This window comes from Glycomyces algeriensis, assembly GCF_027622855.1.
Taxonomy (GTDB): Bacteria; Actinomycetota; Actinomycetes; order Mycobacteriales; family Micromonosporaceae; genus Glycomyces; species Glycomyces algeriensis.
Genome location: NZ_JAPZVR010000001.1, coordinates 201,012 through 222,921 on the forward strand (window position 1 = coordinate 201,012; position 21,910 = coordinate 222,921).

The following is a 21,910-nucleotide window of genomic DNA, read 5'->3' on the forward strand; positions in this document are numbered from 1 at the left end:
GGGAGCACGATGGCGGCTGGAAGTGCGGAGGCGTCGCAGGTGCGTACGGTCTGCTCCTATTGCGGCGTCGGGTGCGGGATGGTGCTGCAGATCGGGCGCGGGCCCGACGGCGGCCGGAAGGTCCTGAAGGCCTCGGGCGACAAGTCGCATCCGGCGAACTTCGGGCGCCTGTGCACCAAGGGCGCCACCACCGCTGACATGCTCGCCGCCCCCGGGCGCCTGGCGACCGCCCTGGTGCGGCCCGAGCGCGGGGCCGCTCCGGTCCCGGCCGGAATGGACGAGGCGATCGAGGCGACCGCGCAGCGGCTGCGCGCCATCATCGACGAGCACGGGCCGGACGCGTTCGCGTTCTACGTCTCGGGGCAGATGAGCCTGGAGGCCCAGTACCTGGCGAACAAACTCGCCAAGGGCTTCATCGGCACCAACCAGATCGAGTCGAACTCCCGGTTGTGCATGGCCAGCGCGGGCACCGGGTACAAGCTCTCGCTGGGCGCGGACGGCCCGCCCGGGTCCTATGAGGACTTCGAGAGTGCGGACGTGTTCTTCGTGATCGGCTCGAACATGGCCGACTGCCACCCGATCCTGTTCCTGCGCATGATGGAGCGGGTCAAGGCCGGGGCGAAGCTCATCGTCGCCGACCCGCGGCGGACGGCCACGGCCGACAAGGCGGACCTGTTCCTGCCCGTGCGCCCGGGAACCGATCTCGCCCTGCTGAACGGGATCCTGCATCTGCTGGTCGAGAACGGCGACATCGACGAGGACTTCATCGCCGCCCACACGGAGGGCTGGGAGGCGATGCCGGCCTTCCTCGCCGACTACACCCCTGACGTGGTCGCCGAGCTGACCGGCATCCCCGAGGCCGACCTGCGGACAGCGGCGGCCCTGATCGGGGAGGCCGGGGCGTGGATGTCGTGCTGGACCATGGGCCTGAACCAGTCGACGCACGGCACCTGGAACACCAACGCCCTCGTCAACCTCCACCTCGCCACCGGCGCGATCTGCAAGCCCGGCTCCGGCCCGTTCTCCCTCACCGGGCAGCCGAACGCCATGGGCGGCAGGGAGATGGGCTACATGGGACCGGGCCTGCCGGGGCAGCGCTCGGTCTTGGTCGATGCGGACCGGGCATTCATGGAGGACCTGTGGGACCTGCCTGAGGGGACGATCCGGGCCGACGGCGCCGGGACGGGCACCGTGGCCATGTTCGAGGACATGGCCGAGGGCCGGATCAAAGCCTGCTGGATCGTGTGCACCAACCCGGTCGCCTCGGTCGGCAACCGCAAGACCGTCATCGACGCGCTCGAGTCGGCCGAGTTCGTCATCACCCAGGACGTCTTCGCCGACACCGAGACCAACGCCTACGCCGACGTGATCCTCCCCGGCGCCATGTGGACCGAGACCGAGGGCATGCTCATCAACTCCGAGCGCAACCTCACCCTCGCGCAACCCGCCGCCGACGCCCCCGGCGAGGCCGAAGCGGACTGGCGGATCATCGCCCGGGTCGCGACCGCCATGGGCTACAACGGGTTCGACTACGCCAGTGCTGAAGAGGTCTTCGAGGAGATCAAAGGCGCGTACAACCCCAAGACCGGGTACGACCTGCGCGGGGTCACCTATGACCGGCTGCGCGACCAGGGCCCGGTGCAGTGGCCGGCCGCGCCGGGCGGCCCGGCCCGCAACCCGATCCGCTACCTCGACGCCGAGCGGGGCCTTGCGTTCCCGACCCCTTCGGGGAAAGCGCAGTTCTTCCCCCGCCCGCACCTGCCCGCGGCCGAGATGCCGGACGACGACTACCCGTTCGTCCTCAACACCGGCCGCCTCCAGCACCAGTGGCACACCCTCACCAAGACGGGGAAGGTGGCGAAGCTCAACAAGCTCAACCCGGGGCCGTTCGTCGAGATCCACCCCGAGGACGCCCAGCGCCTGGGCCTGGCCGAGGGCGACGCGGTCGCGATCGAGTCCCGCCGCGGCAAAGCCGTCCTCCCGGCCGTCGTCTCTGATCGGGTCCAGCCGGGCTGCTGCTTCGCGCCGTTCCACTGGAACGACCTGTTCGGCGAGTACCTGAGCGTCAACGCCGTCACCTCCGACGCGGTCGACCCGCTCTCCTTCCAGCCCGAGTTGAAGGTCTGCGCGGTCTCCTTGACCCGCTCAGCCCAGGCCGTCGTCATCACCCCGCCCGCGGCCGAACCCGCCGAGACGCCCGCGGTCGAGATCGCCGCACCGGCCGGTGGATCGCTGGCGGCGGCACTCGGCCTCACCGCATCGGACCGGCCCGACCTGGACGAGCGGGAGCGCCGCTATCTCTCGGGGTTCCTCACCGGCATCGAGGCCGGTCCGGCCGGGGTTCCGGTCCTGCCCGCTTCGGCGCCGCTGCGGCCCGCGCAGGCGATGTGGGTCGACGGCCTCCTCGCAGGATGGGCCTCCCGCGCCTCCACGACTGAACCGGTTGCGGCCGAAGCGGTCCCGGGCCGGGACGTGCTGGTGCTGTGGGCCTCGCAGACCGGGAACGCCGAGGGCTTCGCGATCGAGGCCGCCCGGCATCTCACCGCCGCCGGCCACAACGTCACCCTCCAGGGCATGGACGAAGCCGACCCTGCCGGGCTCGATTCAGGCGACGTCCTGCTCATCACCAGCACCTTCGGCGACGGCGACGCCCCCGACAACGGCACCGGATTCTGGGACGGCCTCGCCGCCACCGAGCAGCTCGCAGGGCTCCGCTACGCCGTCCTGGCGTTCGGCGACTCCTCTTACGACGACTTCTGCGGCCACGGCCGCCGCCTCGATCAGCGACTCGAAGCCCTCGGCGCCATCCGCCTCGCCCCTCGCGCCGACTGCGAACCCGACTTCGACACCGCTGCAAGCGCCTGGCTCGACCAGGTCCTGGCCGCATTCGGCGAAACCGCCGCATCCGGCGGTGCGGAGGTCCGCGAGCTCGAGCCCGCCCCGGCTGCCACCGCGCCCGCGCACGTTCTCGCCCCGCTGACCGGCAACCGGCTCCTGAGCCTGCCAGGCGCGGGCAAGGAGGTCCGGGAGTTCACGTTCGACCTGTCCGAGACGCCCCTGTCCTACAACGTCGGCGACGCCCTGAGCATCCGCCCTGTCAATCCTCCTGCGCTTGTGGAGGAATGGCTCGACCTCACCGGAGCCGAGGCCGACGCGCCGGTGGTCCTGGACGGCCCCGGCAAGGTCGCGTTCGCCGATGCCCTCACCGAGCACCTCGACATCGCCCGCCTCACGCCCGACCTGCTCAAGTTCTGCGCCGAGCGCACCGGCGATCGCCTCCTGCACAAGCTGCTGCGCCCCGACAACCAGGGCGAACTCGCCCAGTGGTCGTGGAACCGCCAGGCCGCCGACCTCCTGGCCGAGCACGGTCCCGAGGCGAGCGCCCAGGAGTGGGCCGACCTCCTCAAACCGTTGCGGCCGCGCCAGTACTCGATCTCCTCCAGTCCCCGCACCGATCCCGCCCGCGTCAGCCTCACCGTCTCGGTCGTCCGCTTCCAAAGCCCGACCGGCCGCCGGCGGGGCGGAGTCTGCTCGTCGTTCCTCGCCGACGCCGAGCCCGGCACTCCCGTACCCGTGAAGATCCATGCCGCCCCGCACTTCAAACCCCCTGCCGACCCCGAGACGCCGATGATCATGGTCGGCCCCGGCACCGGCGTCGCCCCCTTCTACGGGTTCCTGCAAGACCGCGCCGCCCGCGGGCACGGCGGCGCGAACTGGCTGTTCTTCGGCGAGCAGCGCCGATCCACCGACTTCTACTACGAGGCCGAACTCGCCGCCCTCCGCAGCGACGGGGCGCTGCGGCGACTGGACACCGCGTTCTCCCGCGACCAGCGCGACAAGGTCTACGTCCAGGACCGCCTGCGGGAGCACGGCCACCACGTGTGGACCTGGCTGGAGAACGGCGCCCACTTCTACGTCTGCGGCGACGCCTCCCGGATGGCCAAGGACGTCGATGCGACCTTGCGCGAGATCGCCTCCGTCCACGGCGGCATGACCGAGGACGCCGCTGCGGCCTACGTCAAACGCCTCGCCGCAGAGAAACGCTACGTCCGCGACGTCTACTGAACCGCAGCCGGCTCCGCCTCGAACCCGTCGGTCGTCATGAGCGCCACACCGGGGCGAGACCGGTGATGACACCGGCGACGTCGATTCCCGGCGCTGCCGTCAGGGCCGGAGGATCCGGGCGACGAGTTCGCCGCGCGTGGACACGTCCGCCTTGGCGAAGACGGCCTTGAGGTGGTCGCGGACGGTGTGCGGGGAGATGTGCAGAGCCGCGGCGATGTCGGTGGTGTTCCGGCCTCGGGCGACGAGTTCGGCGATCTCGAGTTCGCGCGGGGTGAGTCCGTAGGCCTCGGCGATGAGGGCTGCGAGGTCGGCGGCGGGCGCGGGTTCGATGACGAGGGCGACCGGACCGGGGCTGCCGCCGGGGCCGGTGAGCGTGGAGGCGTGGCAGGTCAGCCAGCGGCCCTCGACGGTCCGGATGCGCATCCGCGCGCTGCCGCGGTCGCGGCCTTCGGCGACGGCGCGGGCCTGCATCGCGGTGGCGGCGATCCATATGGGGAGCCGGAGGCCGAGCGGCGAGGGCAGGGACGGTCCCTCGGGCAGGAGCGCGAGGTGGCGGCGTGCCTCGTCGTTGATCGACGTGGCCTCGCCTGAGCCGTCGAAGAGCACCAGGCCGGGCGGCGGCGACTCGGCGCCGCCGGCTTCGGGTGGACGGGTGAACCGCCTGAGCCGCAAGGCGAGGGGTCGCGACAACTCGGCGAGCAGCGCGGTCTCGTCCGGGCCGAACGGGGCCGCCTCTCCGTTGCGGAACAGGCTCAGCACGGCCCACGGCCGGTCGCCGATCCGCAGGACGGCGCGAAGCTCGTCGCTGACGCCCTGGCCCTCGAGCAGCCGCCGGTAACGGGCGCTGCGCGCGGGCAGGTCGCCGGTCGCCGCGCGCAGGCCGATCGCGGGCACTACCGCCCGCGCGAGCTCCCGGAACGGCGCGACGTTCTCCTCCAGCAGCTCGCTCTTCCAGTATTCGCCGCAGCGCTCGCTCGGCCCGAGGCCCTCCACGAGCATCGGCGCGGTGATCAGCCCCGAATCGGGGTCGGTGGCGGCCCAGACGGCCGAGTCGAACCGCAGTCGGCGGCGGAGCCGGGCCGAGGCCCGCGTGAACAGCGCGAGCGCGTCGTCCGCCCGTTCCGCCTCCGCCGTCACGTCGGCGAGGAACCGTGCGTCGGTCATCGGCGTGCCTCCTGTGGTCCTATCGCGCTTCAGTCTGCCCCGGGCGGGCGCGGCCGCCAATCCCCCGGTTGAGGGGGTCGACCCGCGCGCGGCACCCGCACTCGCGGGATGGTCCGCGGCGCCGGCGGCGGCGAGACTGGGCGGGTCCCGGTCACCTCCGGCGACGAACCGAACCTGAAGGGCTCCTTATGGACATCGCCATCATCGGCGCGGGCGCAGCCGCAGTCGGCGTCCTCGACGCACTGGCCGCCGATCCGAGAGGACGCGGCTCGATCACGGTCTTCGAACCGTCCCCGCACCGCTGGCGCGGACGGCCGTACGGCCCGGATCTGGACGCCGTCCTGGTCAACGCCCCGCCCGCGATCATGTCGATCCGCCACGGCGACTTCGGCCACTTCGCATCGTGGCTGGGCGGGGCCGGCGCGGCACACCTCGACGCGCTGCTCGAGCGGCCGCTCGTCCCTCGCGCCCTGTACGGCCGGTACCTCGAGGACACCGCCGAGGCCGCGACAGCCACGCTGCGCGAACGGGGCCGGGAGGTCCGCATCGTCGCCGAGCGCGTCACCGGAGTCGCCAGAACCGCTGCGCGCCTGTCGGTCACGGCCGAGACCGGCGCCGGAGCCGTCGTCGACCAAGTGGTCCTCTGCGTCGGCGGCGGCGTCCCGGACGACCACTACGGCCTCGCTGGAACCCGGGGCTTCATCGCCGACCCGTACCCGATGGAACGCACGCTCGGCGAGATCCCGCCCGGAAGCACCGTCGCAGTGATCGGCAGCGGATTGACCGCGGTCGACGTTGTGGTCTCGCTGGCCGCGAACGGGCACCGGGGCCGGATCACGCTGCTCTCGCGCACCGGCATGCTCCCGCACGTCTGGCAGCGCCCGGTCGACCGGCGTCCGCAGCACCTCACCGCGGGAGCGGTGGCGGCGCTGGAGCGCGAGGACGGCACCGTCGCGCTCGACGACCTCGTCGCCCTGCTGCGGGCCGAACTCGACACGGCCGGTGAAGACTTCGCGGGGTTCGCCGCCGACCTCCTCGCCGCCGAGTCCGAAGACCAGGCCGAACGGCTGCGGGCGCAACTCGGGTCCGTCGCCGATCCGGCGATCGGCCGCAGGTTCCTCCAGGAGGCGGCGCACATGCTCGGCCCGTTCGCCTGGCGGCGGCTGCCCGAGCCGGACCGCGACCGGCTGCGCCGCCTCCGGCGCCTGATCACTGGCGTCGCCTCTCCGATGGTCCCGGTGAACGCCGCGATCCTGTTGCAGCTCTTCGAATCCGGTCAACTCGGGATCGTCTCGGGGCTGCGGGGCGTCAAGCCGGTCGACGGCGGGTTCCATGCGTACGGCGATGCAGGCGAATCGGTGGCCGACGTGGTGGTCAACGCCGTCAACCCGCTGCCGCAGGCCGTGCCCCGCGGCGCCGCCAGTCTGATCGAGTCGCTCATCGCCGAGGAGCTCGCCGCGCCCCATCCCTCCGGAGGCCTTGATCCGGCAGACCCGCGGGTGCACGTGGTGGGCGACCTCGCCGGAGGCGGCCCGTTCATCACCTCGAGCATCCCCGGTATCGCCGCCCAGGCCGCGAGCGCCGTCGGCGCGATGCTCACCGGTCCATCCGACCGCAACCCGATCGGCATGCCCGTCGCTCCTTGAAACTGACCGCTGCACTTCGGGCACGACGGCCGCCGCACTCGGTCGTCAGCGCCGCGTATGGGTTCACGGCGGCCCCGTATGGATGGCGTCAAGCCCTCTAGGCAACCCCTGCAACGCGCAGTTCACTCGGTTTCGCCGGGCCGCGAGCCCTTGCGGTCCGGCGACGCGGCGGCCCCGCCGCGTCCCCCTGACCGAGAAGAAGGAAACCATGCCCGATCTCGCCTACCTGGCGTTGACGGTGGTCTGTTTCATCGTCCTCGCCCTGGTCGTGAAGGCGGTGGAGAAGCTGTGAGCGCTGAGAACGCCGTCGGCCTCGTCCTCGCCGTCGTCCTCGCCGTCTACCTCGTGTGGGCACTCCTGAAGCCGGAGCGCTTCTGATGAGCGAGACCACCGCCGGCGTCGTCTTCATCGCCGCGATGCTCGCGGCGCTCGCCTTGAGCTACAAGCCGCTCGGCGACTACATGTACCGGGTCGTGACCCGCGAGCACCACCGCAAGGTGGAGCGCGGGATCTACCGGGTCATCGGTGCGCGCCCCGGCACCGAGCAGAACTGGGCCGGCTACGCCCGCAGCGTGCTCGCCTTCTCCGTGGTCAGCATTTTGGTCCTCTTCCTCTTCCAGCGCGTTCAGAGCGCGCTGCCGTTCAGCAACGGGTTCATCGGGGTGGAGCCGGGCCTGGCCTGGAACACCGCGGTCAGTTTCACCACGAACACGAACTGGCAGGCGTACTCCGGTGAGGCGACCATGGGCATCTTCGTCCAGGCCTCCGGGCTCGCAGTGCAGAACTTCGTGTCCGCCGCGGTCGGCATCGCCGTCGCGATCGTCCTGGTCCGGGGCTTTGCCCGCAAGGCCACCGACAAGCTCGGGAACTTCTGGGTCGACCTCACGCGGATCGTCTTGTGGGTGCTGCTGCCGATCAGCCTCGTCGCCGCGATCGTCCTCATCGGCGGCGGCGTGGTCCAGAACCTCACCGACTTCACGTCGGCGTCCACCACGACCGGGGACCAGACCATCACCGGCGGGCTCATCGCCAGCCAGGAGGCCATCAAGAACCTGGGCACGAACGGCGGCGGCCCGTTCAACGCGAACGCCGCCCACCCGTTCGAGAACCCGACCAGCTGGACGAACTTCGTCATCATCTACCTGCTGCTGGTGATCCCGTTCTCGCTGCCGCGCACTTTCGGGCGCCTGGTCGGCCAGAACCGCCAGGGCTACGCGATCGCCGCCGTCATGGGGGTCATCGCGCTCGCCTCGGTGAGCCTCGTGGTCGGCTTCGAGAACATGGCGAACGGCACCGTGCCGCAGGCCGTGTCGGCCGCGATGGAGGGCAAGGAAGTGCGCTTCGGCATCCCCGACTCAGGGCTGTTCGCGGCGGCGACCACGCTGACCTCCACCGGTTCGGTGAACTCGTTCCACGACTCGTACACCTCCTTCGGCGGCGGCGTGCTCATGCTCGACATGATGCTCGGCGAAGTCGCGCCAGGCGGTGTCGGCGCCGGCCTCTACGGGATGCTGGTCCTTGCGACCATCACCGTGTTCATCGCGGGGCTCATGGTCGGGCGCACCCCCGAGTACCTCGGCAAGAAGATCGGCGCCCGCGAGATCAAGCTCGCGAGCCTGTACTTCCTGGTGACCCCGGCGCTGCTCCTCATCGGGGTGGCAGCCTCCATCGCCGTCCCCGAGAACCTCGAGTCCATGCAGGACGCCGGGCCGCACGGCCTCTCGGAGATGCTCTACGCCTTCGCTTCCGCGTCGAACAACAACGGTTCGGCGTTCGCCGGATTCGGGGCGAACACGCCGTGGTTCAACACCGCGCTGGGCCTGTGCATGCTGTTCGGCCGGTTCCTGCCGATCATCCTCGTGCTCGCCCTTGCAGGCTCGCTGGCGAAGCAAAAGCCGGTCCCGGCCACGGCGGGCACCTTCCCCACTCACAAGCCCTTGTTCGTCGGCATGGTCGTCGGCGTGACCATCATTCTCGTCGCGCTCACGTTCCTGCCCGTCCTCGCCCTCGGCCCCATCGCCGACGGCCTGCAATAGGAGTCGTCCACCATGTCAAGCATGGCAGCCAAGCCATTCAAGACCGTGGCGCCGAAGACCCGGAACGAACTGCTCGACCTGCGTCAATGGGTCAAGTCCGCTCCCGCGGCGCTGCGCAAGCTCGATCCGCGCCTCATGTGGCGCAACCCGGTCATGTTCATCGTCGAGCTCGGCGCCGCCTTCACCACGGTGCTCGCCGCCCTCGACCCGAGCGTGTTCGCCTGGACCATCACGGTGTGGCTGTGGCTCACCGTCCTGTTCGCGAACGCGGCCGAGGCGATCGCCGAAGGCCGCGGCAAGGCCCAGGCCGACTCGCTGCGCAAGGCCAAGACCGACACGCCCGCCCGCAGACTCGCGAAGCAGGACCCGGCCATCGATTCGCCGAAGGTGGAGACGGTCGAGGTCCCCGCACCGGAGCTCCGGCGCGGCGACTACGTCCTCGTGGTCGCGGGCGAGGTCATCCCGGGCGACGGTGACGTCGTCACCGGCATCGCCTCAGTTGACGAGTCGGCGATCACCGGCGAGTCCGCGCCCGTCATCCGCGAATCGGGCGGCGACCGGTGCGCGGTCATGGGCGGCACTCGGGTCCTTTCGGACTGGGTCGTCGTCAGGATCACCGCCGAACCCGGCAAGTCCTTCCTGGACCGCATGATCGCCCTCGTCGAAGGATCCGAGCGCCGCAAGACCCCCAACGAGATCGCTCTGAACATCCTGCTCGCGGCCATGACGATCATCTTCGTGCTCGCCGTGGTCACCATGCAGCCCGTGGCGATCTTCTCCAAGGACTACATGGCGGCCGCACAGGACACGGCGGTCCTGAACCAGGACGGCGTGACCGGGATCGTCATGGTCTCGCTGCTCGTGTGCCTCATCCCGACCACCATCGGCGCGCTCTTGAGCGCCATCGGCATCGCCGGGATGGACCGGCTCGTGCAGCGCAACGTGCTCGCCATGTCCGGCCGGGCCGTCGAGGCCGCCGGCGATGTGGACACGCTGCTGCTCGACAAGACCGGGACCGTCACCTACGGCAACCGCCGCGCGTCCTCGTTCCTGGCCGTTCCCGGCGTCCCCGCCGCCACGCTCGCGAACGCCGCGCAGCTCTCCAGCCTGGCCGACGAGACGCCCGAGGGCCGCTCGATCGTGGTGTACGCCAAGGAAGCCTACGGCCTGCGCGAACGCGCCACCGGCGAGCTCGACGACGCCGAATGGATCGAGTTCACCGCCCAGACCCGCATGTCCGGTGTGGACCTCGCCGAGCACGGCTCGGTCCACCGCATCCGCAAAGGCGCCGCCGCGGCGGTCATCGAATGGGTCAAGACCGAAGGCGGCGACCCGAACCCGCGCGTCCACGACCTGGTCGACCAGGTCTCCCGCGAAGGCGGCACCCCGCTGGTCGTCGCCGAGCACCAGGTCGGCGAGACCGCCCGCGTCCTCGGCGTCGTCTACCTCAAGGACATCGTCAAAGAGGGCATGGCCGAGCGCTTCGCGAAGCTCCGCGCCATGGGCATCCGCACCGTCATGGTCACCGGCGACAACCCCCGCACCGCGGCGGCCATCGCGGCCGAAGCGGGCGTGGACGACTTCCTCGCCGAGGCCAAGCCCGAAGACAAGATGGCGCTCATCAAGCGCGAGCAGGAATCCGGGCGCATGGTCGCCATGACCGGCGACGGCACCAACGACGCGCCCGCGCTCGCCGCGGCCGACGTCGGCGTCGCCATGAACACCGGGACCTCGGCCGCCAAAGAGGCCGGGAACATGGTCGACCTCGACTCGGACCCGACCAAGCTCATCGAGATCGTCGCGATCGGCAAGCAGCTCTTGATGACGCGAGGCGCGTTGACGACCTTCTCGATCGCCAACGACATCGCCAAGTACTTCGCGATCATCCCGGCGATCTTCGCCGTGATCTACCCCGGGCTCGACGCGCTCAACATCATGCGCCTCGCCAGCCCCGAGTCCGCGATCGTCTCGGCGGTCGTCTTCAACGCGATCATCATCATCGCGCTCGTCCCGCTGGCGCTGAAGGGCGTCGCTTACAAGCCCGGATCGGCCTCGGCGCTCCTGCGCCGCAACCTCCTGGTGTACGGCCTCGGCGGGATCGTCACCCCGTTCATCGGCATCAAACTCATCGACCTCGTGGTCGCGCTCATCCCAGGGATGGCATAAATGGCACGTCTGCCCCGCTGGATCTCCCAGCACCTCGCCGCACTCCGGGCCGTCCTCGTGCTCACCGCGATCACCGGCGTCCTCTACCCGCTGGCGGTCCTCGCGGTCGCCCAGATCCCCGGCCTCGCCGGCAAAGCCGACGGCTCGCTGATCTACGACGACGCCGGCAACGTCGTCGGCTCCTCCCTCATCGGGCAGGAGTTCACCGACGCGGACGGAGAAGCGCTGCTCCAGTACTTCCAGTCCCGCCCGTCGATGGCCGCCGGCGAGACCGGCGCCTACGACCCGCTGGCCTCCGGCGCCTCCAACCTCGGCCCGGAGAACGTGGTCGACACGCTCCCCGACCCCGAACTCGGCTGGGACGGCGACGCGAACGCCGCCAAGAGCCTGCTCACGCAGGTCTGCGAACGCAGCCTCGCGATCGGCGAACGCGAAGGCGTCGACGGCTCCCGGCCGTACTGCACCGACACCGGCATCGGCGCGGTCCTCGGCGTTTACTACTCCGAAGGCACCACCGGCGACGTCACCCGCGTCGTGAGCCTCAACGAGCAATGCGACACCACCGAGACCCCGTTCCTGAAGGAGTACGAAGGCGTGCAGGTCGAATGCGCCGCATACGGCGACGACCACGCGGCCGCCATCATCACGCCGATCGCGGGCGACGCCCCCGCCGACCCACAGGTCCCCGCCGACGCGGTCACCGCCTCCGGCTCAGGGCTCGACCCGCACATCAGCCCCGCCTACGCCGAACTCCAGACCGACCGGATCGCCGCCGAGCGCGGCACGAGCACCGACGAGATCGAAGACCTGGTCGAGGAGCACACCACCGGCCGGTTCCTCGGCTTCATGGGCGAACCGGCGGTCAACGTCGTCGAACTCAACCTGGCGCTCGACGAGGAACTTCCCCTCACGTGATCGCCAGACCAGGCAGCGGCCCCGAGCGGAAACGAGGATCCTCATGGCTGTGACACGAGGTCAACTGCGGATCTATCTCGGGGCCGCGCCCGGGGTCGGCAAGACCTTCGCCGCGCTCGAGGAGTCGCACCGCCGCGCCGAACGCGGCACCGACGTCGTCATCGGCTTCGTCGAGACCCACGGACGCCCCGCCACCGCCGAACTCGTCGGCGACCTCGAGACGGTCCCGCGCCACACCGTCGAATACCGCGGCGCGGCCTTCGACGAGTTCGACGTCGACGCGGTCATCGCCCGCGCCCCGGCCGTGGCGCTCGTCGACGAACTCGCGCACACCAACGTGCCCGGTTCACGCAACGAGAAGCGCTGGCAGGACATCGACGAGCTCCTCGACGTCGGCATCGACGTGATCTCCACCGTCAACGTCCAGCACCTCGAATCCCTCAACGACGTCGTAGCGGCCATCACCGGGGTGCCGCAGCGCGAGACCGTCCCGGACGAGGTCGTGCGCCGCGCCGACCAGGTCGAACTCGCCGACATCACGCCGGAAGCGCTGCGCCGCAGGATGGTTCACGGCAACGTCTACCCGCCCGAGAAGGTGGACGCGGCCCTGTCCAACTACTTCCGGGTCGGCAACCTCACCGCCCTGCGCGAGATCGCACTGCTGTGGCTGGCGGACAAAGTGGAGGACCAGCTGGAGCGGTACCGCGAGGACCAGCACATCACCGCCACCTGGGAATCCAGAGAGCGCGTGGTCGTGGCGCTGTCGGGCGGCGACGAGGGCGACACGCTCATCCGCCGCGCCGCCCGCATCGCCGCGCGCTCCGGGGGAGCGGACCTCAAAGCCGTCTACGTCGCCTCAGGCGACGGACTGGCCTCGGCAAAGTCAGTCCGCAACCTGGCCAGGCAGCGCAGCCTCGTCGAGGACCTCGGCGGGACCTACCACCAGGTGGTCGGCGAGTCGATTCCCGAAGCGCTCCTTGCGTTCGCGCGGGGGGTGAACGCGACCCAGCTGGTGCTCGGGGCCTCCCGGCGGGGCCGGTTCGCGCAGCTGCTCTCGCGCGGCGTCGGCGTCACGGCTACGGCGAAATCCGGGCCGATCGACGTCCACCTGGTCACGCACGGGCAGGTCGCCAAGGTCCGGCGCTCGCGGTCGGGCAGGGGCCTCATCGACTCGGGCCGTCGCAGGCTCGGCATCCTCCTGGCGGTCCTGGGCATGCCCGCGCTGATAGCCGCGTTGGCCCCGCTCCACGACGAGCTCTCGCTGACCACGATGATCCTCATCGTCCTGACCGCGGTCATGGGCCTGACCCTCACCGGTGGCATGTGGCCGGCGCTGCTGGCAGCGCTGCTGGGCTTCTTCCTCCTCAACTTCTTCTTCACGGAGCCCTACTACAGCTTCAAGATCAACGACCAGGAGCAGCTGATCGCCTTGGGCATCTTCGTGGCCCTGGCCCTCGGCGGCGCCGCCGTCGTCAACCTCTCCGCCGCGCGCGCCCGGCTCGCCGCCCGGGCCGGCGCCGAAGCCCAGACCCTCGCGACGCTCGCGGGGAGCGTCCTGCGCGGCGGCAGCGGCCTCGGCGACCTCCTCGAACAGCTCCGCGAGACGTTCACCCTCGAATCAGTGACCCTTTTGGAGCGTGTCGAACCAGGGGCGGGACCCGAAGAGCGGCACGAGGCCAAGTCCTGGCTCCCCGTCGCCTCCGCCGGGGCGGCCCGCACCTGCCCCGGAGACGCCGACAACGACCTCCCCATCAGCGACGACCTCGCGCTCGCACTTCACGGCCACACACTCGAAGCCGCGGACCGCCGGATCGCGCAGGCCTTCGCCATGCACGCCGCCGCGGCGCTGGAACGCGAACGCCTTGAGCGGCAAGCCGACACGGTGCAGCGCCTGACCGACGCCGACAAGCTGCGGACCGCGCTCCTGGCGGCGGTCTCGCACGACCTGCGCACACCCCTGGCGTCGGTGCGGGTCGCCGTCTCCAGCCTCAAATCCGACGAGGAGCTGTTCACACCCGCCGAGCGGCAGGAGCTCCTCGACTCGGCCGAGCAGTCGCTCGCCCGCCTGACGAGCCTGGTGGACAACCTCCTCGACATGAGCCGCCTCGAAGCGGGCGTACTCGGCGCCAACCCGGTGCCGCTCGCCCTCGACGAGGCCGTGCCCTACGCCCTCGACGAGATCGGCGAGCCCGCGTCCGGGGTGCGGCTCGACATCCCCGTCGACCTGCCTGAGGTGCTGGCCGATCCCGGTCTGCTGCAGCGGATCCTCGTCAACGTCATCGCGAACGCCCTCCGGTACAGCCCCGATAACCTTCCGCCGCTGGTGAAGGCGGAAGCGCGCGGGACGGCGGTCGAACTGCGCATCGTCGACCGCGGCCCCGGCGTGCCCGACGAGGACCGCGACACGATGTTCCGCCCGTTCCAACGGCTCGGCGACCGCGACAACACCACCGGCGTCGGCCTCGGGCTCGCGCTCTCGCGCGGCCTCGCCGAATCCATGGGCGGCACACTGGCGGCCGAGGCCACCCCCGGCGGCGGGCTCACCATGGTCCTGGCGCTCCCGCAGCGCGAGCGCCGTCACGAGGCCGAAAGCGAGGACGCATGATCGGCCATGGCCGCGCGGCAGTAGTGGCTCTCATGCTAAAGATCGGATGAATTCGGGATTGAATGTCGGTTTGATGCGAGAGATCCGAGCCGGATCGGTTGAAATGCCACCAGAACTTTGCATTTGCATTCGTCTTCGCTCAAGGGTTGACGGCATAGATCATATCTTTGTAGGGTTACGAACCGCCACCGAGAGCGGAGTAGTAAATGACATCGCAAGCCCCTTTGCATCATGACGAGGATCCGGCCTTCGAGTGGACTCTCCCCGGGCTCCACCTGAAGTTCGACCACCGGGACGACCGGCCCGTGCGGCTCGTGCGCCTCGCGGCCGCGCCAGAGGCGCCGTCGGCGGCCGCACCTTCGGCGATCGTCGAGGTCATCACCGCCGGCGTCGAGCACCGCGACCGTAATGACCAGGGCCTCCTCTACTCGACTCCCGGGCAGCGGCTCCGCTACGCGGGCCACGAATCGGACGAGACCGAGCTGCGGATCCGCCAGCGCACCCCGGAGTTCGGCATCGAGGTGCTCAGCGTTTTCCGCGCCGCAGGACCGGGCCTCCAGATCCGGCACACCGTGCGCAACGCGGGCGACCGGAGCCTCGTACTGCTCTCGGTGAGCTCGGCGCTCCTGGCCGTACCCGCCGACGGCGCGCACGACCTCCTTTGGGGCGAGAGCGAATGGCTGGCCGAGGGGCGCTGGCGGCAGCGCCCGCTGACCGAGCACCTGCCCGATCTCGATCCCGCGATGGGAGACGGCCGGCACCCGCGTGGACTCTTCTCGCTTACCAGCCATGGGAGCTGGTCGACCGGTTCGTTCCTGCCGACCGGCGTGCTCGCGGCCGAGACCGTCCCTTCGATCGCGTGGCAGGTCGAGACCAGCGCGGGCTGGCACTGGGAGGTGGCGCAGAGCGGGAGCACCGTGACCGTGGGCGTGCACGGCGCGACCGACACGCATCACCAGTTCGCGCAGCGGTTGGCGCCGGGTGAGGAGTTCACCTCGGTGCCGGCAGGTCTCTGCATCGCCGATGGCGGCCGGGACGCGGCCTTCGCGGCGCTCACGGACTACCGGCGTGCGATCCGTGAACTGCGGCCGGTCGACGCGCGGCTGCCGTTGGTATACAACGACTACATGAACACCCTCATGGGCGAGCCGTCGACGGAGAAGCTGCTGCCGCTCATCGAGTCGGCGGCAGCGTCGGGCGCGGAGTACTTCTGCATCGACGCCGGCTGGTACGCCGCCCTCGAAGGCAGCTGGTGGACCAGCACCGGCGAGTGGCTCGAGGCTCCCGAGCGGTTCACCGGCGGTCTCTCGTCGGTCATCGATGCCATCCGCGCCAACGGCATGCGGCCCGGGTTGTGGCTCGAGCCGGAGGCGGTCGGAGTCGAGTCGCCGATGGCGAAGCGGTTGCCGGAGGAGGCGTTCTTCCAGCGGTTCGGCGATCGGGTGATCGTGGCGGGGAACTTCCAGCTCGACCTGCGGCATCCGGCGGCGCGCGCGCACTTGGACGGGACGGTGGACCGGCTCGTGGACGAGTTCGGGATCGAGTTCTTCAAGCTCGACTACAACCGGAACATCGGCCCCGGGACCGAAGTGGACGCCGACGCGCCAGGGGCCGGGCTGCTCGGACACACTCGGGCCCTCCGCGACTGGCTGCTGGGCGTGCTTGACCGGCATCCGGGGGTGCTGCTCGAGAACTGCGGTTCGGGCGCGCTGCGCATGGACTACAACATCCTTTCGGTGTCGCATCTGCAGTCCACGAGTGACCAGCAGGACTTCCGGAAGTACGCGCCGATCGCGTCGGCCGCGCCCGCGAGCATCCTCCCCGAGCAGGCCGGGAACTGGGCGTACCCGGCCGCGTCGATGACCTTGGAGGAGACGGCGTTCGCGATGACGGCGGGCGTCATGGGGCGGCTCTACCTCTCAGGGTTCCTCAACGAGTTGAGCGCGGAGCAGTCCGCGCTGGTGCGCGAGGCCGTTGCGCTCCATAAGGACTGGCGGCACGGCATCGCCCAGTCGCATCCGGTGTGGCCGTTGGGTCTTCCGGGCTGGGAGGACGACGTGGTCGCGTTGCAGCTGGACTTCGGATCCGAGTCGCTGCTGGCGCTGTGGTCGCGCGGTGAGGCCGCGGAGGTCGCGTTGCCAGGATTGCGCGGGCGGGAGTTGAAGCAGGCCTACCCGGTCGCGTTGCCGGAGTGGACGATCCGCACCGACGGCGAGACGCCGGTCGTCGAGCTGCCGGCCGGGCCCGCCGCCAGGATCTTCACCGTGCAGCGGTGATCCAGGGGCCGATAACGGCCCGCCGGGGAGCGTGCCACGCGGTCATTTCAGTAAGCGGCAGCGTCGCCGCGGCGGCGAGACCTTTCCGCGCTGGAAGGATCGCCGCCGCATTCCCCGGCTCACAATGTCCAAGGGCCCGTTGACGGTCGGAGCGTCAGGTCGACCGGGGCCGTCAGGGGTTCGGCCCCGGCGGGTGCCAGGCCTTGGAACAGGATCGCGAGGTAGCGGCACCAGCCGTCGCTGCCGGGGTCCATCGTCCACAGTGTGCTGGTGAGCATGGCCATGATCCGGAGCAGGTCTTCGGGAACCAGGTCGGCGCGGATGCGGCCGGCGTCCTGCGCCCGTCGGGTCAGCAGTGTCATCGCGTCCCTGAACGGGGGGTAGAACTCCGCGGTCAGGTCGGCGGCGCCGCGTGCCGCGGCCAGCGTGTTGAGTTCGCGGCTCGCCAGGCCCATGGCGGCCTCGACCAGTGCGAGGAGACCGCGCAGCGGGTCGTCGTCCGCCAGTGCCCGCTCGATCGCGGGCGTCAGGTCCTCGGTGACGGTCTGGCTCAATGCCGCCCGGACCAGGTCCTCTTTGGTCGGGAAGTGGTTGTAGAGCGTCCGGATGCGCACGCCTGCGCGCTTGGCGATCTCCTCGAGCGGTGCATCGGGGCCGAGGTCGGCGAAGACCGCGCGCGCGGTGCGCGCCAGGCGGTCGGCGTTGCGCGCCGCGTCGGCGCGCAGTGGTCGCTCGGGTTCACTGGGCATCCGACCAGGATAGCAACATGCAGCCAAATGCAAGTTATGTTAGCCTTTGCCCGCAAGTTGAACTTGCAGTTGAATGCAATATTCGACCAAGGTGGGGAGTTCAATGAGGGCTGACATCGGGCTGTGCGAATACGGAGCCGCAGAACGCGGCGCGTGGTTCGCATCTGAAGCCGCACAGCGACACCGGCAGGACGGCGTCGCGATCCCGGCGGTCGGACCGGACGAGGGCGAAGTGCCCCCGGCGGCCGTCATCCGCTCGGCCGCAGCATGAACCGGGTCGTGATCGTCGGTGCGTCGGCTGGTGGGCTGGCGACCGCGGTGGCGCTCCGGATCGAGGGGTACGCAGGTGCCATCACACTCGTCGGCGATGAAGCCGACGCACCGTACGACCGGCCGCCGCTGTCCAAGGAGTTCCTCTCGGAAGCATGGGAACCCGGCCGGCTGACACTGCTCGGGGCCGACGACCTCGAGACGCTCGACCTGGAGTTGCGCCTGGGTACGCCCGCGACGGCGCTCAGCACCGCCGATCGCGAGGTCATGCTGGGCGACGGCTCCACGGTCGCGTACGACGCCCTCGTCGTCGCCACGGGCGCGCGCCCCCGGGTCCTGCCCGACCGCCGGGACGGGGTGCATGTGCTGCGCACGATGGCCGACGCGCTGCCTCTGCGGGAACGGCTGGCACCGGGACGGCGGCTGGTGATCGTCGGCGCCGGGTTCGTGGGCACCGAGGTCGCCGCGATCGCCCGCGCCCGCGGTGTCGAGGTGACGATGCTGGAGTCGGCGACGGCTCCGCTGGCGCACGAGATCGGCGAGGCGGCCGGGCTGTTCCTGGCCGAGCTCCACCGCCGGCACGGCGTCGAGGTCCGCACTGACGCCGCGGTCACCGAGGTCACGGCGGACGGCGTCCGTCTCGCCGACGGGACCGCGGTGGAAAGCGACGACGTGCTCTTGGCGATCGGATCCGAACCGAACACCGAGTGGCTGACCGCAGAGGATCTGAAAGTCCACAACGGACTCGTCTGCGACGAGTTCTGCGCCGCCGCGCCCGACGTGTACGGCGTGGGCGACGTCGCCCGCTGGTACAACCCCCTGTTCGGCACGGAAATGCGGGTCGAGCACCGCAGGCACGCGTCGGAACAAGCGGTCGCCGTCGCCCGCAACCTGCTGGAGCCCGACGACCGCGCCCCGTTCGCGTCGGTCCCGTACTTCTGGTCCGACCAGTACGACGTGCGGGTCCAGGCCTACGGCCACCTGCGCGAACACGACGACGCGGTCATCGTCTACGGCGACGTCCCGGCCCGCCGGCTCCTCGTCGCCTACCGCAGCGGGGACCGCCTGACCGGGGTCCTCGCCGTGGGCCAGACCCCGAGGGCCCTGCGCTCCTGGCGCGCCCTCATCGCCGCGCGATGCACCTGGCGCGCGGCACTCGCCATCGCCTGACCCGTCCGTACAACGCATCACCACCTCCGACAGAAAGGCTGTGGCAGCAGCACATGGATCCGACCACTCTGCACACGATCAACTCGATCGAAGCCCTCAAAGCCCGCTTCTTCCGCGCCCTCGACACCAAGGAGTGGGCCGAGTTCGAGTCCACCCTCGCCGACGACATCGAGGTCGACCACACCGCTCTGGGCGGCCACCAGGCCACCGGCGCATCGAATTACACGGCCCTCCTGCAAGAGGACTACGACGGCACGGTGACCGTGCACGACGCGCACATGCCCGAGATCGAGCTCACCGCAGCGGACAGCGCCGTCGGCACCTGGGCGATGCAGGTCCTGCTGGTCCGGCCGGACGGCCAGCGCCTCTTGGCGTTCGGGCACCACCAGGACACGTACGGACTGCAGGACGGCCGCTGGCTGATCACCACCTCCGCATCGACACGGCTGCAGGTGGACGAGTCGTGACGGCGACGCAGCGAGGCGGCCACACCGGCGTGCGGGCCCTGCCGGAGGCGAGCGGGACACGCACCGCGACATCGGATGCGGAGCCGGCTGGAACCGTCGGCCGGCCGCAGGCGCCGCTCTCGCACCGGGCCGGCCTCGCCCGCGGGTGGTGGTCGGCGCCGAAACGTCGGCGCCTCCTCTTCGGCGCTGGAGGTCTGGTACTCGGCGGCAGCGCGGCATCGGCGCTGTGGCTGCACCAGGCGACATCGGCCAGCGCCGACACCGAGTCTCCGTCCGAGGGCGTCGAGCCCGCGGTCGCGATGGCGGCTGTCGCCGAGATCAAGCAGGTCAAGGCCCGCTACTTCCGAGCGGTCGACACCAAGGACTGGGACCTGCTCAAGGCGCAGCTGACCGACGACGTGGTCGTCGACACGACCGGCTCGGGCGGCCCCGTCTTCGTGGGATCGGAGGCCTTCATCGCGTTCCTCCAATTGACGCTCAGCCCTGCGGTGACCGTGCACCACGGGCACAGCCCTGAAATCGAGGTCACTTCGGCGACGACGGCGACCGGGGTGTGGGCGATGCAGGACCTCCTCATCTACCCCGGGGAATCCCGGGTCCTCGGGTTCGGGCACTACCACGAGACCTACGAATCCGAAGACGGCCCATGGCGGATCGCCAGCCTGACGCTCACCCGGGTGCACATGGACCCGGTCGGACAGCGGCAGACCTTCGGCATGTGACGCATCGGCCCTGACGGGCGTGCGGCCATCACCGCGAAGGAGGGCCCCGGCGCGAGAGGTCGCGCCGGGGCCCTTTGCCGTTGAAGGTGTCAGAAAGTGACTCTGAACGTCGCGTCCTGGCGGTCCGATGCGGATGAGGAGCCGTTGAGCGGGTCGATCCGCAGAACGTAGCCCGCGTGGCGCAGGTACCGGTCGGGGAAGTTGTAGGACCGGAACGACGCCCAGGCGGCGTCGGCGAGGCCGGCGGTGCGGGTGAAGGTGGCGTCGGCCGCGAACTGGGCGGTGTTGTCGTTGGGGTCCAGGCGGATCGCGTAGCCGGAGTGGCGCAGGAAGCGGCCGGGGTAGTTCACCGATTCGAACGAGACGGCGGCGGCGTCGGCGAGGCCGGGGCGCAGGCGCCACTGCTGGTCGGCAGGGGGCTCCATCGGGAACGGGTCGAGTCGGCCGATGTTGTCGGCGTGGCGCACGTACCGGTCCGGGAAGTTGTAGGACTTGAGCCGGTTCCATTGCGGCGCGCCCCATCTGGTGACGAGCGCGGCGCGTTCGGCCTCGGTGACGGGGATGATCCCGGCGTGCTTGCTGCTGATGGGCGCGGTGAAGGTGCGCTGGTCGACCACCGCCCACGAGTTGCCGCCGATGTCGGTGGACCGCCAGGCGTAGAACACGGCGTTGGCGGGGCCGAAGGAGTCGCCCCAGAGCCAGAACGTGTTGCCCGCGTTGGATTTCACCAGGATCGGCGCTTCGATCGCGTCGCCTTGGCGCACGCCGCTGGTCAGCGTCGTGAAGGTGTTCGGCTGGCCGGTGGCCGAGCGGGCGACGTACAGGTTGCCGTTGCCGATGTTCTTGTACGCCAGGTAGAACGCGCCGTTGTGGGTGAGGACGTCGCCGTCGAGGACGTTGAATCCGGGGTCGAAGAAGACCTCGGCGGCGCCCATGTTCACGAAGTCGCTCGTGTAGTTGACCATGAAGACGTCCCGCGTGCCGTTGTTCGCCGAGTAGACGACCGCGTAGCGGTTCCGCGTCGGGTCCCAGAACGCGGTGGGCGCCCACGAGTGGGTCGCCATGTCGTGGAGCTTGACGCGGCGGTAGCCGGTGAAGCTGCGCAGGTCCGCGGAATCCCACACGTGGATGTACTGGTTGTCGAGGTTGAATACCCGTCCCTTGAGGTCGGTCGCGAGCACGGTGAAGGTGCCGTCCTGCTTGCGCAGCACGAACGGGTCGCGCAGGCCCTGCATGCCCTGGGTCGGCGTGGCGACGGGCTGGTTCTGGTTCAGCGGCGTCCATTCGAGGCCGTCGCCGCTGACGGCGAGGTGCAGCGCGTAGCTGTCGTCGGTCAGGTTCGGCGACTCCTTGAAATACACCATCGCGTAAGCCGCGTACGACTGCGCCTGCGCGGCAGTCGGAACGGCGAAGGCAGCGGTGACGGCGGAGGCCATCGCGGTAGTGAGGAGGGTACGGCGAGACGGCATCGTTCGCGGCCTTTCTGAAGCAGGGGCGGCGCTCGACGAGCGACCAAGTTGATCGGTAACATCCGCGCCGACCACAAGTGTGACCCGTAACATTCAGAAAGTCAAGAACATCAATACAACCGAGCGGACCGCGCGGCGCGAACGATTGCCACGCACGGGTGCTGGAACCGGCCGGGCTTTCGGCGTCTGC

The 21,910-nt window shown here is 70.3% G+C and carries 15 protein-coding genes; 12 read left to right on the top strand and 3 right to left on the bottom strand.

Annotated features, from left to right (window positions below; translation table 11 throughout):
• Nucleotides 1-9: 9 nt before the first annotated feature.
• Nucleotides 10-4,065: a bifunctional nitrate reductase/sulfite reductase flavoprotein subunit alpha gene (locus tag O2L52_RS00795; protein ID WP_270113380.1), complete on the top strand. Its 4,056-nt coding sequence runs from the start codon at nt 10-12 to the stop codon at nt 4,063-4,065.
• 99 nt (nt 4,066-4,164) lie between these two features.
• On the opposite strand, the gene O2L52_RS00800 is transcribed toward O2L52_RS00795, so the two are convergent.
• The gene (locus O2L52_RS00800) at nt 4,165-5,229 is read right to left on the bottom strand and encodes a helix-turn-helix domain-containing protein (protein ID WP_270113381.1); all 1,065 of its coding nucleotides are present in this window, start codon (nt 5,227-5,229) and stop codon (nt 4,165-4,167) included.
• Nucleotides 5,230-5,417: 188 nt separating this feature from the next.
• Here O2L52_RS00800 and O2L52_RS00805 point away from each other — a divergent pair, with 188 nt between their 5' ends.
• The 7 genes from O2L52_RS00805 to O2L52_RS00835 all read left to right on the top strand — a co-directional run bounded on the left by O2L52_RS00805 (nt 5,418) and on the right by O2L52_RS00835 (nt 16,873).
• Nucleotides 5,418-6,875, top strand: a complete 1,458-nt coding sequence (locus O2L52_RS00805; RefSeq protein ID WP_270113382.1) for an FAD/NAD(P)-binding protein — start codon at nt 5,418-5,420, stop codon at nt 6,873-6,875.
• A 288-nt stretch (nt 6,876-7,163) separates the two neighbouring features.
• Nucleotides 7,164-7,253 (top strand): K(+)-transporting ATPase subunit F, encoded by a 90-nt coding sequence (gene kdpF / locus O2L52_RS00810; RefSeq protein WP_270113383.1) that lies wholly within the window; start codon nt 7,164-7,166, stop codon nt 7,251-7,253.
• The gene (gene kdpA / locus O2L52_RS00815) at nt 7,253-8,911 is read left to right on the top strand and encodes a potassium-transporting ATPase subunit KdpA (RefSeq protein ID WP_270113384.1); all 1,659 of its coding nucleotides are present in this window, start codon (nt 7,253-7,255) and stop codon (nt 8,909-8,911) included. The genes kdpF and kdpA overlap by 1 nt, the downstream gene beginning before the upstream one ends.
• Before the next feature lie 12 nt (nt 8,912-8,923).
• Nucleotides 8,924-11,077 carry a potassium-transporting ATPase subunit KdpB gene (kdpB, locus tag O2L52_RS00820; RefSeq protein WP_344474270.1) on the top strand — a complete coding sequence of 718 codons (2,154 nt, stop codon included), beginning with the start codon at nt 8,924-8,926 and terminating at the stop codon, nt 11,075-11,077.
• Nucleotides 11,078-11,992, top strand: coding sequence for a potassium-transporting ATPase subunit C (locus O2L52_RS00825; protein WP_270113386.1), 915 nt, complete (start codon nt 11,078-11,080; stop codon nt 11,990-11,992).
• Between the two features lie 49 nt (nt 11,993-12,041).
• Nucleotides 12,042-14,597 (top strand): sensor histidine kinase, encoded by a 2,556-nt coding sequence (locus O2L52_RS00830; protein WP_344474476.1) that lies wholly within the window; start codon nt 12,042-12,044, stop codon nt 14,595-14,597.
• A gap of 206 nt (nt 14,598-14,803) precedes the next feature.
• The gene (locus O2L52_RS00835) at nt 14,804-16,873 is read left to right on the top strand and encodes a glycoside hydrolase family 36 protein (protein WP_270113388.1); all 2,070 of its coding nucleotides are present in this window, start codon (nt 14,804-14,806) and stop codon (nt 16,871-16,873) included.
• A 119-nt stretch (nt 16,874-16,992) separates the two neighbouring features.
• Here O2L52_RS00835 and O2L52_RS00840 read toward each other — a convergent pair whose 3' ends face one another.
• Complete coding sequence (locus O2L52_RS00840) at nt 16,993-17,622, bottom strand: TetR/AcrR family transcriptional regulator (protein WP_270113389.1); 630 nt, start codon at nt 17,620-17,622, stop codon at nt 16,993-16,995.
• Between the two features lie 103 nt (nt 17,623-17,725).
• On the opposite strand from O2L52_RS00840, the gene O2L52_RS00845 reads away from it, so the two are divergent.
• From O2L52_RS00845 to O2L52_RS00860, 4 genes are read left to right on the top strand one after another with little or no spacing between them, the layout of a single operon-like run.
• Nucleotides 17,726-17,893 (top strand): hypothetical protein, encoded by a 168-nt coding sequence (locus O2L52_RS00845; protein ID WP_270113390.1) that lies wholly within the window; start codon nt 17,726-17,728, stop codon nt 17,891-17,893.
• Nucleotides 17,890-19,062, top strand: a complete 1,173-nt coding sequence (locus O2L52_RS00850) for an NAD(P)/FAD-dependent oxidoreductase (protein WP_270113391.1) — start codon at nt 17,890-17,892, stop codon at nt 19,060-19,062. Before O2L52_RS00845 ends, O2L52_RS00850 begins: the two co-directional genes overlap by 4 nt.
• 53 nt (nt 19,063-19,115) lie before the next feature.
• Complete coding sequence (locus tag O2L52_RS00855) at nt 19,116-19,529, top strand: nuclear transport factor 2 family protein (RefSeq protein WP_270113392.1); 414 nt, start codon at nt 19,116-19,118, stop codon at nt 19,527-19,529.
• On the top strand, nt 19,526-20,251 hold the full coding sequence (locus O2L52_RS00860; protein ID WP_270113393.1) for a nuclear transport factor 2 family protein: 726 nt from the start codon (nt 19,526-19,528) through the stop codon (nt 20,249-20,251). Before O2L52_RS00855 ends, O2L52_RS00860 begins: the two co-directional genes overlap by 4 nt.
• A gap of 89 nt (nt 20,252-20,340) precedes the next feature.
• Here the strand turns inward: O2L52_RS00860 and O2L52_RS00865 are convergent, their stop codons facing one another.
• Nucleotides 20,341-21,720 (bottom strand): glycoside hydrolase family 43 protein, encoded by a 1,380-nt coding sequence (locus O2L52_RS00865; RefSeq protein WP_270113394.1) that lies wholly within the window; start codon nt 21,718-21,720, stop codon nt 20,341-20,343.
• Nucleotides 21,721-21,910: the final 190 nt, after the last annotated feature.

Excerpts from the sequence above, each read along its gene's own strand:
- O2L52_RS00795 (WP_270113380.1), top strand. The coding sequence starts at position 10 with ATGGCGGCTGGAAGTGCGGAGGCGTCGCAGGTGCGTACGGTCTGCTCC.
- kdpB (WP_344474270.1), top strand. The coding sequence starts at position 8,924 with ATGTCAAGCATGGCAGCCAAGCCATTCAAGACCGTGGCGCCGAAGACC.
- O2L52_RS00865 (WP_270113394.1), bottom strand. The coding sequence starts at position 21,720 with ATGCCGTCTCGCCGTACCCTCCTCACTACCGCGATGGCCTCCGCCGTC.
- O2L52_RS00850 (WP_270113391.1), top strand. The coding sequence starts at position 17,890 with ATGAACCGGGTCGTGATCGTCGGTGCGTCGGCTGGTGGGCTGGCGACC.
- O2L52_RS00800 (WP_270113381.1), bottom strand. The coding sequence starts at position 5,229 with ATGACCGACGCACGGTTCCTCGCCGACGTGACGGCGGAGGCGGAACGG.
- O2L52_RS00845 (WP_270113390.1), top strand. The coding sequence starts at position 17,726 with ATGAGGGCTGACATCGGGCTGTGCGAATACGGAGCCGCAGAACGCGGC.
- O2L52_RS00840 (WP_270113389.1), bottom strand. The coding sequence starts at position 17,622 with ATGCCCAGTGAACCCGAGCGACCACTGCGCGCCGACGCGGCGCGCAAC.
- kdpA (WP_270113384.1), top strand. The coding sequence starts at position 7,253 with ATGAGCGAGACCACCGCCGGCGTCGTCTTCATCGCCGCGATGCTCGCG.
- O2L52_RS00855 (WP_270113392.1), top strand. The coding sequence starts at position 19,116 with ATGGATCCGACCACTCTGCACACGATCAACTCGATCGAAGCCCTCAAA.
- O2L52_RS00825 (WP_270113386.1), top strand. The coding sequence starts at position 11,078 with ATGGCACGTCTGCCCCGCTGGATCTCCCAGCACCTCGCCGCACTCCGG.
- O2L52_RS00805 (WP_270113382.1), top strand. The coding sequence starts at position 5,418 with ATGGACATCGCCATCATCGGCGCGGGCGCAGCCGCAGTCGGCGTCCTC.
- O2L52_RS00835 (WP_270113388.1), top strand. The coding sequence starts at position 14,804 with ATGACATCGCAAGCCCCTTTGCATCATGACGAGGATCCGGCCTTCGAG.